Annotated in this window: 11 protein-coding genes; 10 read left to right on the top strand and 1 reads right to left on the bottom strand. The window is 47.8% G+C overall.

Annotated elements, in window-relative coordinates:
* The first annotated feature begins 13 nt into the window (after positions 1–13).
* Genes ACR9YC_RS06575 through ACR9YC_RS06600 form a run of 6 tightly spaced genes read left to right on the top strand, consistent with a single transcriptional unit; the run spans position 14 to position 6,595 of the window.
* Positions 14–1,582, top strand: a complete 1,569-nt coding sequence (locus tag ACR9YC_RS06575) for an NADH-quinone oxidoreductase subunit M (protein WP_438731476.1) — start codon at positions 14–16, stop codon at positions 1,580–1,582.
* Positions 1,582–3,060 carry an NADH-quinone oxidoreductase subunit NuoN gene (gene nuoN, locus ACR9YC_RS06580; RefSeq protein ID WP_438731479.1) on the top strand — a complete coding sequence of 493 codons (1,479 nt, stop codon included), beginning with the start codon at positions 1,582–1,584 and terminating at the stop codon, positions 3,058–3,060. The genes ACR9YC_RS06575 and nuoN overlap by 1 nt, the downstream gene beginning before the upstream one ends.
* 31 nt (positions 3,061–3,091) lie before the next feature.
* The gene (locus ACR9YC_RS06585) at positions 3,092–3,835 is read left to right on the top strand and encodes a biotin--[acetyl-CoA-carboxylase] ligase (protein WP_438731482.1); all 744 of its coding nucleotides are present in this window, start codon (positions 3,092–3,094) and stop codon (positions 3,833–3,835) included.
* Positions 3,836–3,838: 3 nt separating this feature from the next.
* A complete protein-coding gene (locus ACR9YC_RS06590) occupies positions 3,839–4,621 on the top strand; it encodes a type III pantothenate kinase (RefSeq protein WP_438731485.1) in 783 nt (260 codons plus the stop codon).
* 42 nt (positions 4,622–4,663) lie between these two features.
* Positions 4,664–6,316, top strand: a complete 1,653-nt coding sequence (locus ACR9YC_RS06595) for a ribonuclease J (RefSeq protein ID WP_438731488.1) — start codon at positions 4,664–4,666, stop codon at positions 6,314–6,316.
* A gap of 12 nt (positions 6,317–6,328) precedes the next feature.
* Complete coding sequence (locus ACR9YC_RS06600; RefSeq protein ID WP_438731491.1) at positions 6,329–6,595, top strand: DUF1467 family protein; 267 nt, start codon at positions 6,329–6,331, stop codon at positions 6,593–6,595.
* 15 nt (positions 6,596–6,610) lie between these two features.
* On the opposite strand, the gene ACR9YC_RS06605 is transcribed toward ACR9YC_RS06600, so the two are convergent.
* The gene (locus ACR9YC_RS06605) at positions 6,611–8,899 is read right to left on the bottom strand and encodes a hypothetical protein (RefSeq protein ID WP_438731494.1); all 2,289 of its coding nucleotides are present in this window, start codon (positions 8,897–8,899) and stop codon (positions 6,611–6,613) included.
* Between the two features lie 96 nt (positions 8,900–8,995).
* Here ACR9YC_RS06605 and ACR9YC_RS06610 point away from each other — a divergent pair, with 96 nt between their 5' ends.
* The 4 genes from ACR9YC_RS06610 (at position 8,996) to ACR9YC_RS06625 (ending at position 12,973) form a co-directional block, all read left to right on the top strand.
* Positions 8,996–9,295, top strand: a complete 300-nt coding sequence (locus ACR9YC_RS06610; protein ID WP_438731497.1) for an Hpt domain-containing protein — start codon at positions 8,996–8,998, stop codon at positions 9,293–9,295.
* Between the two features lie 88 nt (positions 9,296–9,383).
* A complete protein-coding gene (locus tag ACR9YC_RS06615; protein WP_438731499.1) occupies positions 9,384–10,601 on the top strand; it encodes a hypothetical protein in 1,218 nt (405 codons plus the stop codon).
* 63 nt (positions 10,602–10,664) lie between these two features.
* Complete coding sequence (locus ACR9YC_RS06620; RefSeq protein WP_438731502.1) at positions 10,665–11,600, top strand: hypothetical protein; 936 nt, start codon at positions 10,665–10,667, stop codon at positions 11,598–11,600.
* Positions 11,600–12,973 (top strand): sensor histidine kinase, encoded by a 1,374-nt coding sequence (locus ACR9YC_RS06625; protein WP_438731505.1) that lies wholly within the window; start codon positions 11,600–11,602, stop codon positions 12,971–12,973. Before ACR9YC_RS06620 ends, ACR9YC_RS06625 begins: the two co-directional genes overlap by 1 nt.
* Positions 12,974–12,983 lie beyond the last annotated feature (10 nt).

A 12,983-nucleotide genomic window follows, 5' to 3' on the forward strand; every position in this document is an offset into this window, starting at 1 on the left:
GGGTGAGAAGACAATGAACGATCTGGGCTTTCCTATTCTTTCCACCATGTTGCTGGTGCCAGCATTGGCAGCAATTATATGTCTGTTCGTCAGCGCAGGAACCGCGCGCATGATCGCCTTATTGGCGACCTTGATTGACTTGGCACTGGGCATCATCCTCTGGATCAACTTTGATATTGGCGGCGCGCAGTGGCAATTTGTTGAAAGTGCACCTTTATTTGATCGCTTTAGCTGGGCATTGGGCATTGATGGCATATCCCTTATGCTGATCATGCTGTCAGTATTTTTGATGCCGATTTGTATCGGTGCCAGCTGGAATTCTATCGACAAGCGCGTTGGCGAATATATGGCGGCCTTCCTGTTCATGGAAGTTTTGATGATCGGCGTCTTTGCTGCGCAGGACATCTTCCTCTTTTATATTCTGTTTGAGGCTGGGCTTATCCCCATGTACCTGATTATCGGTATATGGGGCGGTGCAGACCGGATTTACGCCAGCTATAAGTTCTTTCTCTACACGCTGCTTGGCTCTGTGCTCATGCTGATTGCAATGTTCTGGATGGTCAATGAGGTTGGCACGACAGACATTCCGACATTGATGCAATATGATTTTGCGCCCGAAGCACAGACCTGGCTATGGCTCGCCTTCTTCGCCAGCTTTGCCGTTAAAATGCCGATGTGGCCCGTGCACACATGGTTGCCAGATGCGCACGTTCAGGCACCGACTGCGGGTTCGGTCATTTTGGCTGGTGTTTTGCTGAAACTTGGCGGCTATGGCTTTATTCGCTTCTCGCTCCCCATGTTTCCAGAGGCATCCGCGCAATTTGTGTGGCTCATCCTAACCTTGTCTATGGTTGCCGTGATCTACACGTCATTGGTTGCTTTGGTTCAGCATGACATGAAAAAACTGATCGCCTATAGCTCGGTTGCGCACATGGCGATTGTGACTGTTGGTCTGTTTGCTTTCAACCAACAGGGGCTTGAAGGCGCAATGATTATCATGCTCAGCCACGGCCTTGTTTCGGGCGCTTTATTCCTGTGCGTTGGCGTTATTTATGATCGCTTGCATACGCGGGAAATTGATCGTTATGGCGGTCTGTCCATAAATATGCCGCGCTATGCTTTGTTGTTTTTGCTGTTCACCATGGCCAGTATCGGTTTGCCGGGAACAAGCGGCTTTGTCGGTGAGTTTTTAGCGCTGCTTGGCGTTTATGAGGTTTCCAGTCTGGTTACTCTGGTATCGACCACCGGTATCATTCTCGGCGCTGGCTATATGCTATATCTTTATCGCCGGATCGCGTTTGGCGAATTGGTGCATGATGATGTCAAACAAATGACTGATCTATCCCCGCGCGAAATGGCTCTTTTGGCGCCTATTGCGGCCGTGGTCTTGTGGATGGGTGTCTATCCAGAGAGCTTTTTGGCCCCTATGCGCGGCGACATTAGCGCTCTTGAAGCACGTCTGGCGCGAGCAAAGCCTATTGGTGATGCGCAACTGACACCTGGAACAGGATTGCCGGCAAATGCTGATACGCACGGGAATAGTGATAATCACGGCTCTGCTGCTGATGAAGGAGCGCACTGATGCCACAATATGAACTCTGGCTGCAGCTCACAGCGCCCGAACTTATTCTCTCCATATCAAGCCTAGTCCTGCTTTTAATCGCAGGCTTTGCTGGCCAAAAATCCAGTAAATTGGTTGGCATGCTGGCTGTAACGGCCTTGGTGGCTTCATCGGCCGTAGCACTCGATTTTCTGACGGGTGATGGTTTCTCGGAAGGTGCTGATGCATTTTACGGTCAGTATTTTATGGATCGCTTTGGTTCGTTTATGAAGCTGCTGATCTATGCCGCTGCGATCATAACTCTGATAATATCACCGCGCTTCCTTGAAGAACGCAAGATGATGCGTCCGGAATTTCCAGTTCTGATAGTCTTTGCCGCTATCGGCATGGGCTTGATGGTCTCTGCTACTGATCTCATCTCATTATATATAGGTTTGGAACTGAACAGCCTTGCGGCTTATGTTCTTGCTAGCTTTGCGCGTGATGATGAGCGCTCGAGTGAGGCAGGCCTGAAATATTTTGTCCTTGGTGCATTGGCCAGCGGCATTTTGCTATACGGCATGTCTCTGCTTTATGGTTTTACCGGCACGACCAGCTTTATCGGCATTGCTAATGCTTTTGGCGACGAGCTGGGCAATGGCGCATTATTTGGCATGGTCTTTGTACTGGCCGGTTTGGCCTTTAAAATTAGCGCTGTACCGTTTCATATGTGGACACCAGACGTTTATGAAGGCGCGCCAACGCCGGTAACAGCTTTCTTTGCCAGTGCTCCAAAGGTGGCAGCCATAGCACTCACCATGCGGGTATTGTTCTGGTGTTTTTATGGCTTTATCGCCAGTTGGCAACCCATAATCATCTTCATCGCATTGGGCTCTATCATCATCGGGGCCGCTGGTGCGATTGGTCAGCAAAATGTAAAGCGCCTCTTGGCCTATAGCTCCATTAACAATGTCGGCTTTTTGCTTATCGGCATCGCAGCGGCCAGTGCTGCAGGTGCTGCGGCAACCAGCACATATTTGCTGATCTATGTCGCAATGACATTGGGCGCATTTGCCTGTGTGATGGAATTGCGTGATGCCAATGGCAATGCTGTAGAATCGCTTGATGCTCTGGCAGGGCTATCAAAAGTCCGCCCCGGCATTGCGGCAGCATTGGCTATCTTCATGTTCTCACTGGCCGGTATTCCGCCACTTTACGGCTTTTGGGGCAAAGCATTGGTATTCAGCGCTGCCGTTGAGGCTGGACTGTTGCCGCTCGCCGCTATCGGTATCGCAGCCTCGGTCATAGGTGCTTTTTATTATCTGAAAGTCATCAAAGTGATGTATTTCGATGATGTATCGGGCATTGTTGTCGCTGAGCGTATCGCGCCTGAGCGCCTTGCCATCATTATTTTGACAGCATTGTTTGTATCGCCATTGGGTTTCTTCCTAAATGGTGTGATCGCGACCTATTCTGATCAAGCGGGAACAGCGCTCACCTACTTTTTGAGTTTCGCTTAAGCCTTTGCCGGCGGCCTTTCGCATACAATTTGTGGAGCAAACCGGCTCTACCAATAGCGACATGCTCAAACATGCTGCCAATGGTGGTCGTGAAGGTGATTGGTTGCGCGCAGAGCGTCAGCTTTCAGGGCGCGGACGTTTGGGGCGAGAATGGCAGGAAGAGACAGGTAATCTCTACGCCAGCACAATCATTACAGTTGCGCCTGATGACCCGCCGGCGACTTTACTGGCCATGGTCGCCGGTATAGCCTTTGCAAAGACCGTTATCGACTATTCTACTGCGCAATCCGTGCTGCTTAAATGGCCCAATGATGTGATGGTAGGAGCAGCAAAAATGGGCGGTATCTTACTGGAACGTCAGGGTGATGCGGTTATTGCTGGCTTTGGCCTTAATATCCATTCGGCGCCAAATATTGCTGGGCGTGAGACGGTAGCTTTGGCTGATGTTCGTCCAGTTGATGCCCAATCGCTTGATGCTGCCTTGGTTTGCGAAAAACTGGCCTTCTATTTTTCCGATACACTGCGGCTATGGCGTGATAGTGATGATGGCGAGAAGAATGCGACCAACACACGCAATCCAGTGCTTGATAGCTGGTGTGCCTTAGCCCATCCTATTGGGACGAAGGTTTCGGTCAGTGATGTTCATGGCAAGCCGATAGAGGGTCAGTTTGCCGGATTGGACGATGATGGTGCAATGCGTTTGCTGGGCGCAGACGGTAATATTGCGATCATTCGCGCAGGCGATGTTTCGCTTATCGTGGATAAGGAGGAATAGACAATGCTATTGGCAATCGATGTGGGCAATACCAATGCAGTTTTTGCTCTTTATGATGGGTTGGAGCAGCTATCACGTTGGCGCATTTCCACTGATCCACGGCGCACTGCTGATGAATATGCGGTCTGGCTTGACCAATTGCTGACGATGCAGAATTTTGATCGTAAGGCGATCAAAAATGTGATCGTATCTACGGTTGTGCCGCGCGCAATGCATAATCTGTCGCAATTGTCACAGAAATATTTTGACGCTGATTTGCTGATTGCCGGCCGTGCTCCGGTTGAATGGGGCATAACAGTTGATGTTGAGGAACCAAGTTCTTTAGGTGCTGACCGTGCCGTGAATACTATTGCGGCGCATCATCGACACGCAGGGGATTTGATTGTTATCGATTTCGGCACCGCGACAACGATAGATTTTGTTGATTATAATGGTGCCTATAAGGGCGGTATTATCGCTCCTGGAATTAATATCTCGCTTGATGCTCTGGTCAATGCAGCCGCCAAATTACCGCGTGTTGCCATTGAAGTACCGGAAGGCGAGAGCCATAATGTTATTGGCCGCACAACGGAAAGCCAAATGCAAATAGGTGTGTTCTGGGGCTATGTATCCTTAATAGAAGGCCTTATAGAGCGCATGAAACAACAAATAGGCAGACCGACCAAGGTTATCGCAACGGGTGGTCTGGCCGTTTTGTTTGACGGACATAGCGATATTTTCGACGCGGTTGAGACTGATCTTACTTTGGGTGGTCTGGCGTTGATGGTGCATCGCGCCGGACTATAATGATAATGACACGCGCTTTGCGTGCCGATTGAAGGAAAATTGATGGTTTCCCCAAAAGATGAATTGCTCTTCCTCGCACTGGGAGGTTCGGGCGAGATTGGCATGAATGCCAACCTATATGGCTGTAATGGCCAATGGGTCATGGTCGATTTGGGGATGACCTTTTCGGGCAATGATTATCCCGGCGTTGATCTGGTTTTCCCTGACCTGGAATTTATCGAAGAACGGCAGGAAAGTCTTGCAGGCATAGTGCTGACCCATGGGCATGAGGACCATATCGGCGCTCTGCCATATTTTGCCGGTGATCTCGACGTTCCGCTATATGCCACGGCATTTACGGCGGGTTTGATACGCCGCAAACTTGATGAACATGGCCTGTTGGATAGTGTAACCATCAACATCATTCCCGAACGTGATCGCTTCACTGTAGGTCCGTTCGACTTTCAATATATCCCCTTGGCGCATAGTATTGCTGAGGGCAATGCGATGCTAATCCATACTCCGCATGGTACCATATTCCATACCGGAGATTGGAAGCTGGACGATGAGCCCCTTATTGGCAGTCCTGCGACACAATCAGAAATCACGAAAATTGGTGATGATGGCGTTCTTGCATTGGTGTGCGATTCAACCAATGCTTTCTCACCCAATGCCTCTGGTTCTGAAGGTGATGTCCGCCGCGAACTTACAAAGCTCGTTAAGAGCATTAGGGGCCGCGTAGTTATTACGACATTTGCATCCAATGTCGCTCGTATGGATACTTTGGGCAAAATTGCCAAAGAAACAGGGCGCACTGTCTGTTTAGCGGGGCGCTCCCTGCACCGTATTTTGGAAAATGCACAGGAAACCGGTTATCTAACCGACTTTCCTGATACCGTTGACTTTCGCGAAATTGACCAGATGGATCGCCGTGACGTGATGGTGATTGCAACTGGAGGGCAGGGTGAGAGCAATGCCTCACTGGCGCGCATGGCAACAGACAGCCACCAGATCAAATTATCATCGGGTGATACGGTTATCTTCTCTACCAAAGAGATACCGGGCAATGAAAAATCGATTGGCAAACTGATTAATGATCTGGTTGCAAAAGACGTGCGCATCATCACTGAAAAGCAGCTGCCCATCCATGTATCAGGACATCCTGGACAACCAGAATTGGCGGCTATGTATGATTGGGTCCGACCGGACATATTGGTGCCTGTTCACGGCGAATTGCGGCATATGCAGCAACAGGCGATCTTTGCCAAAGCCAAAGGTGTGCCCAAGACATTTGTCCAGACAAATGGTGATGTTGTTCGATTAGCGCCCAAAGGGCCGAAGAAAATCAGCAATGTCAGAACTGGCCGGTTAATTCTTGATGGTGATGTTATCTTACCAGCCGATGGTCGGACGATGAATGAACGCCGGAAGATTGCTTATAACGGTACCATCAGTGTGGCTCTGGTACTTAATAGCAAAGGTAAGCCAGAAGGCAGTGTCGAATTTGGGCCGATGGGTCTGCCATTAGATGAAGATGAACAATTGTTTTTGGAAGAAGCAGAGCAGGCTGTTCGGGATGTCTTTACATCAAAATCTTCCAAAAAACTGGATGGCATAGAAGCCATTCGGGAAGCCGTGCGTCTGGCTGTTCGCCGCACTACCACGCGCTGGACGGGCAAAAAACCTGTCGTGTCCGTATTGTTGATTGAGAGTTAATAGGTAGGGACCATGACATTTACCTCTGGCCTAGCCATTTATGTTTTATTCTGGGTTATTACAGCGTTCATCGTGCTGCCAATTGGCGTGAAAACACATAATGAAATGGGTGTTGATATGGTTCCAGGTCAGGCTGATAGCGCGCCAGCCAACTTCCGACCGCTCAGGACCATATTGATAACTACGGGTCTTTCGGCTGTCCTATTTGGCTTATTCTATGCCAATTATGTCTATGGCTGGATAGGCGTTGATGATGTGAATATCTTCGGCGAGTTGTAAGGCACAAATCTAAGTTCAGCGAAAACGCTCAATTGCCTGTGCCAATGCAACATAGAGTTTGCCCATATCCGATGAGAGCAACGTAACGCTGATCGCCTCACCATTTCGCGTCGAGAGCAGGTCGCGCAAAATCGCCTCAAAATCGTGGATATAGCGATTGACCGTATCATGAAACTCAGGTTCATTTTCATAATGTTCGGCAATTTCACGCGTTTCACTGTTATTCAATAGACGTACCGCACGGCGCGTAAAGACACCGCGGTCACCCTTCAAATAGGCCGCCCATGCAGTGTCAGTGACATCATTAGAAAGAACTTTTGCCACATCAATTGATGTGGAATTCAGCGACTCAGTTAATAATGCCAGATTGCGAGACAATTCCTGATCATTGGGCTGCTGGGCAGAATCCCGCATATGCGCAATGCGCTCTTCCAAATTAGCTGCGAGTTGGTCAACCTTATCCAATTGACTGGTAAGGCTGGCTGATGCCTGATGCGTAGCTCCAAGCGCATTGTTGACCGCCATTTGAAGTTTGCCGATAACTTCATCACTTTTCTCGCGGATTGAGCTTTCTAATGCTTCACTGCTACGCTCTCCCATCTCGGTGGTTAGCTTGTGAACAATATTATCAATATCCGTTTGAACCTTCGCCAAAAGATTGTCTGAAGAATTACCAATTTCGCGCAGCTTAGACAGTATTTTCGTGTCACCGGCCTTTTCAATCTCTTCGATACTCTGCGCTAATATGGCCAATGCCTGTTCGGCTTCTTTGCATTGCTCTGCATTGCGATCAGAAAAGTCAGAAAATGCAGTACTATAGCGGTTAATATGCTGTTCCTGCTCGCACAGAATCAGAATATTTTCGTTGGTCAACTTGTCCAGATTTTCCATGGCCTCTTGCATATTCTGAATGTTCTCGGCCGCACTGCCTGTTTGTTGAACATTCTTATCAAGCATGGATACAATAGACTCAAATTTGTCAGCAATCACCTCTTCAATATTTTTGGCCAAATCAGTAAAGTCGCTTCGCATCTCACTGCTTTTTAGCTGTAACTGTTCGGCCATCGCATCAGATGCAGATAGCGACCCGCTAATATGGTCAAGTTCACTGCGCAAAGCTGATAGGGCAAAAGACATTTGCGCTGTTTTGTCACTAGCCGTCTGCTCGCCATTTTCAAGATTAGCATGAATTTGCGTAATACGCGCTTCCAAATCTTCAATGCTTTGGTTCATGCGCGCAATCTGGCCATTTTGGCCCTCATCGATTTCGGCAGTCAATCCTCGAAACTGTTCAATCTGCGTGGCCAACTGCTGGCCCGTAGCCAACAGATTTTTTTCCAGTTCACTCGCAAAGTTACGGAAACTCTCCTCCGCAGAGTTTTGATTACTTCCAAGTAAATCAGCCGTTTTTTGGCTATTTTCGATCAACATATCACTGGTTTTTTGACCCGTGCTTTCTATCTCATTGAGCTTTGTCTGGAGCGAGCCAACGGCAGTTTCGACCCGGTTCTCAAGATCTATGATTTGCTGGTCACTGGCTTTGCCGAATTCATTTATCTTTTTAAAGCCAGTCAACATCCCCTGAATTTGACGCTGTGCCGCTAGCTCAGCAGATCCAATTTGATTGACCATATTCTTGGATGTGCCAATTACTACGGGCATTTGCTCGCGTAATTTTGACATATTTTTTTCGGCAATGCCGCTCACTTTAGCGACGGTTTCCATATTGTTCTTGCTGTCTCCAACTAATGCGGAGATGCGTTCGGCATGTTGGGTTAAGTCACTCACTGCAACCCGACCCAGAGACTCCAATTGGGTAGACTGATTGGCGATGAATTCGCGTGCAATGGCCAGCTCTCCATTCATGCGCTGCAAACGTGCTTCCAATTCACGGCCAGCATCATCGACGAGAATGGCTTGATCATGAAAATAGGCTGCTTGTGCAGATCGTCTGCGCGAAACCAGCCAATAAACCGCTATGATTAGAATCACAGGCATGGCCCATGCCGATATCAGTGCAGGAATGACCGCAAGATCAGTGGGTTGTGCGATAGTGTCAAGTTGGCTCCATATATAGAAACCCGTCCACGCTGCTATAAGCAAAAGGCAAAAAATAGCGGTTATTTGAGTAAAAAGATCACTCTTCGCTACGGGGTATTCTTCTGCATAATATTCGTTATCATCCAGTGTGCCTTCTTCACCAGCATGATCCTCATCAGCCAATTCAGATGATAGCTCTTGTCCACTCTCATCGCTATTAACAGCGCGGAGATGCTCGTCATTTCTATGCTCTGGATACGCCATATGATGTTCCGTTTAGGTCCGATATAGCTCAATCTTTACCATATTTTTCAACTATCGAAAGATTTAGTTAGTCAGTTTGCGGTATTGAGCGAAATCATGGCCCATTACGAAAATGATTTTACGCATATGCTATCTTCCTCTCTTGGTGAGGATCCAGAGCTTGTTGCCCAATTACAAACAGCCTTTTTGGACGCTGTAGGCACGCAAATTGATCTTATGTCACGATCCAGATGTGATGGTAATTGGTATGTCAGCGCGGAGCGCTTGTGCGGAATAGCTGCCAGTTTTTCCGCTGAGGGATTGTTGGATTTGGGCCGCAAAGCAAGTGCAGGGGCCCCGGGTGATCCGGTCATTGTGCGTGAACTGCGCGAATGGCTGGCAGAATTTACGCGTTAAGCCAATTTTCAGTTGAGCTGAGGATATTGTCGCTTTTCTTTTAGGCGCATATGTCTAGACCGATATTGTCATAGGCATGGAGCATAAAGTGCGGGTCGCAATCTTATCATTATGCAAACGGCAAAAGGACTTTCCTTTGCTGAGCGTAGGTCTGGCCAAAATCGGCAATGCCAGTCTGTTAAAATATCAGATCATGCTGGCGCGCAGAGCCGGAGCAGCAAAGATATTGTGCCATATTGATTCCGTTCCTGGCGAATTGGCGCAACATGAGCGTTTTGCCAAAGAGCGCGGTTTGGAATGGGAAAATATCAGATATATCACTGAAATTTCATCACAAATAGATGAGGAAGATGATATTCTGGTCATCGCAGATGGCTATTATAGCGATGTCACTTTGTTTGATGATTTTATTGTTTCGCAAGATGCCGATATCTTGACAGCAGATAGCGACGGCAGCTTTGCAGGTTTTGAACGGCTCGACATCAATACATTATGGGCTGGATTGCTGAAATTACGTGGCAGCGCAGTAGCTGACTTATCGCAATTCCCTGATGATTGGAGCTTAGAGTCCGTCCTATTACGGCAAGCCATTACAAGCAAAGCGGTAATGAAACTCGTTTCGGAAACGAATATCAGATATTCAGGCCTATGCGATGTCATGTCTCAACCGGTCGATTTGGCAAAGTCGCTGAGTGCAGTTTCTGTGACAGATAAAAAGTGGCAACCATTTCAATTTCTATCAACCTGGCTGGCCCGTAAGGCGGCTCCGAGACTATGGTCAAAACAGCTTCCAGCATTCCTTGTCACTGCTGTTACGGCATTTTTCTTGCTGATTGCCATTGGATTGGCTTGGTTCGACCAATCAGTGGCTGCGATGATATCAATCATTATTGGCTATGGTATTTTCAATATTTGGAAAATCACGCATCACCCGATCAAACCTGCAAAAAAATACAAATGGCTTATGCCGATAATATTGAGCGTAAGCACTTTGGTCGCTGGCATAATTTGCGCCAATTTTCTGCAATTGCTAACGGCACAATTGTTCACCATTGGTATATTGAGCATGATTGCAATATTTGCGGCAGCGCAATGGGCTTTCTTACAAATACTGGCTACTCGAACGCGATTTCATCATAAATGGCAGTCGGCCTTTTTTGATCCTTTGCTGCAAACGATATTTCTATCGGTTTCTGCTGCCTTGCTCGTCTACCCACATGGTCTTTTTCTCTTATTAACAGCGCAATTGATTATGTTTGCGGTTTACCAACCACATTCGGATAACGTCACCTTAACCAAAGGCTGATATAGCAATCTGATGGATAGCGACCATCTCAACAATAGGCCTTTGCGCGCGCAGAATGACTCCGTGCAGATTCTGACAGATTTGCAATCTGTTGGAACCGATGTGTATCATCGCCTATTTTCTGCAGATGCCTTTAATTTGTCGGACCAATCACGTTCTGTAATTTTGTCATTGATGGACTCCCTGCTTACTCAGATTGATGAACAATTGGGCATTGACCCGGAAATGAGCAGCAAGGATCTAACACAGACACTGGCAACATTATTTGCAGAACAGGGATTGGTGCTGTTCCTTCTAAGCCGTTTCAGTGAATGGAATTTGTTAGCAAAAACCAATCATTTTGAAGGTCCATCACATATTCACCCTATATTGGCGAAGCATTTGCGAGAGGGGGGCAGTGGCAAAGAACTGGCTGCGAAAACTATTTCTGCCAATGCCCGTTTTGCGTATAATATGGAGCAATTTGATCTTTCGCTGGATGAGTTGCCAGCTGAGCTGTTGCACGACCTTGTACATTCTGTGCTGCGCGAAAAGGCAAAAGAACCTTCCGAGCACATATTGTCTTCATTTACGGCAGATGAGGCAAAGAACAGGTTGGTATTAAACGCAAAATGCATAGAAAAATTTGCATCATCGCAATTGGGATATCAGCAATGGCGCGATTATGGGCCGATCTTGTTTGCACTATATGTGTCCAATCATTTGCATATCGCATATGATAATCTGATTTTGGCGACAGCATTGCAGTCACCATGGATATTCATGCTCAGCTTACGTGCGTGCGGTATGAGCCCTGAAGATATTGTGCTGATATTGGCTGAAATGCCGAAAGGGAATACGTGGCTTAGCGCTGATAGTTTTGCTAATGATCTCAAGGCCTTGAGCTTGCATTATGACGAGGAACGCGCCCACGATACACTTTCCAAATGGAATGCAGAGCAGCTTAAGAATAATATTCCTTATTGTGGGTTTTGGCCTTGGTTTGGGACCAAAAGCTGATGTCAGCGCCGCATCATAATGGCGACAGCCAACTCAAACTTGATCGTGCATATGTTGTCGTTCAGGCGGACTCTCGCTTTGCCCGCTATCAAGAGCAATTAGGCGGCGTCCCAAATACAGTCTGCAAGATAGCCGAACTGGTTGACCTGACGAAACTGGCCGGCAAATTGGATATGCGCATCCATCGCGGAATACGCTTTCGTGTGGATGAGACGAATATAAAATGCTGGGCAGACATACTCCCTGAAAAAGATGGTTTTGCTATCACACTCACCGACATCGAAGAAACGTTCGACAGCGATGTAGATAGCAAGTTTGCGGCGATAAAGGTTGTGGACAGTGATGGCTGGCTGCATATCGACCATAGCAATGTTATCTTGGGTGGGGAGCTTCCGAAAGATATTGCTGACAAAGGCAGTATAGAAGATTTTGTTGGCGCGATTTGGCCCGCATTATTGCGCCCAATTGATGATACTGATTTTGCTGAGAAGATCGCACGGGGCAGTATTCCGGTTTGGCAAGTGATTGATAATGAAACTATTTGCTTCTGGCCATTTTCAAAAACGCAGTGGAGTGTGAAAATCATTCCCTCTGATGATCAACGCCTTTTAACATGGCATTTCTCACAATTGCAAAAACCGGATACCGATACTCGGAATGATATTGAGGCATTGGCATTGCCTATTGTCGACACTCCACATAAGCGCCTTTTCATTCACAGCGTTGCACCTGCATTACGCGCACCTGTCGTTCGTATCATGGCCAATGCACGGACTATAAGCGAAGAAAAAAACGGGCCGCTGCGTAATCAATATGCCGGTTATGCCGAAGATATTGCACAAGCGGCGGAGCATTTGCTGGCGCTGATCGATGACGCTTCTGATCTGGAAGCGGTTGATGGCGATGACTTCGATTATGTATCTGAAGATGTAGACCTGTGCGATGTTGCCAAACGCGCTGCCGGTCTGCTCCGCGTAAAGGCGCAAAGTCGGGCTATATCGATTACAACACCTTCGCCGGATGATCACATAGTCTGCCGAGCAGAATTTCGGAGAACCTTGCAAATTGTGCTGAATTTGCTGAGCAATGCTATTCGTTATGGTCCCGAAAATGCGGAAATATCAATCCATGTTGAACAGGTAAATGGCATGGCTCGCCTTATCGTATCTGACATGGGCAAGGGCATAAGCCGCGAAGAGCAGGCCGTTATTTTTGATAAGTTTGAGCGCTTGGGACGCAGCGGCGATGGCGGCAGCGGCTTGGGCCTTTACATTTCGCGGCGGTTGGCGCGCGCCATGGGCGGTGACATTTTGATTGAAAGCGCGCCAGAAAAAGGCGCGCGTTTCACTTTGGAATTACCGATGAAAGAATGAGCAACCAACA

The sequence above is a fragment of the Parasphingorhabdus sp. DH2-15 genome (assembly GCF_051668705.1).
In the GTDB taxonomy this organism is placed as follows: Bacteria; Pseudomonadota; Alphaproteobacteria; order Sphingomonadales; family Sphingomonadaceae; genus Alterisphingorhabdus.

Bases quoted from the DNA above. Each gene is read 5' to 3' on its own strand.
- ACR9YC_RS06575 (WP_438731476.1), top strand. From the start codon at position 14: ATGAACGATCTGGGCTTTCCTATTCTTTCCACCATGTTGCTGGTGCCA.
- nuoN (WP_438731479.1), top strand. From the start codon at position 1,582: ATGCCACAATATGAACTCTGGCTGCAGCTCACAGCGCCCGAACTTATT.
- ACR9YC_RS06590 (WP_438731485.1), top strand. From the start codon at position 3,839: ATGCTATTGGCAATCGATGTGGGCAATACCAATGCAGTTTTTGCTCTT.
- ACR9YC_RS06595 (WP_438731488.1), top strand. From the start codon at position 4,664: ATGGTTTCCCCAAAAGATGAATTGCTCTTCCTCGCACTGGGAGGTTCG.
- ACR9YC_RS06600 (WP_438731491.1), top strand. From the start codon at position 6,329: ATGACATTTACCTCTGGCCTAGCCATTTATGTTTTATTCTGGGTTATT.
- ACR9YC_RS06605 (WP_438731494.1), bottom strand. From the start codon at position 8,899: ATGGCGTATCCAGAGCATAGAAATGACGAGCATCTCCGCGCTGTTAAT.
- ACR9YC_RS06610 (WP_438731497.1), top strand. From the start codon at position 8,996: ATGGCCCATTACGAAAATGATTTTACGCATATGCTATCTTCCTCTCTT.
- ACR9YC_RS06625 (WP_438731505.1), top strand. From the start codon at position 11,600: ATGTCAGCGCCGCATCATAATGGCGACAGCCAACTCAAACTTGATCGT.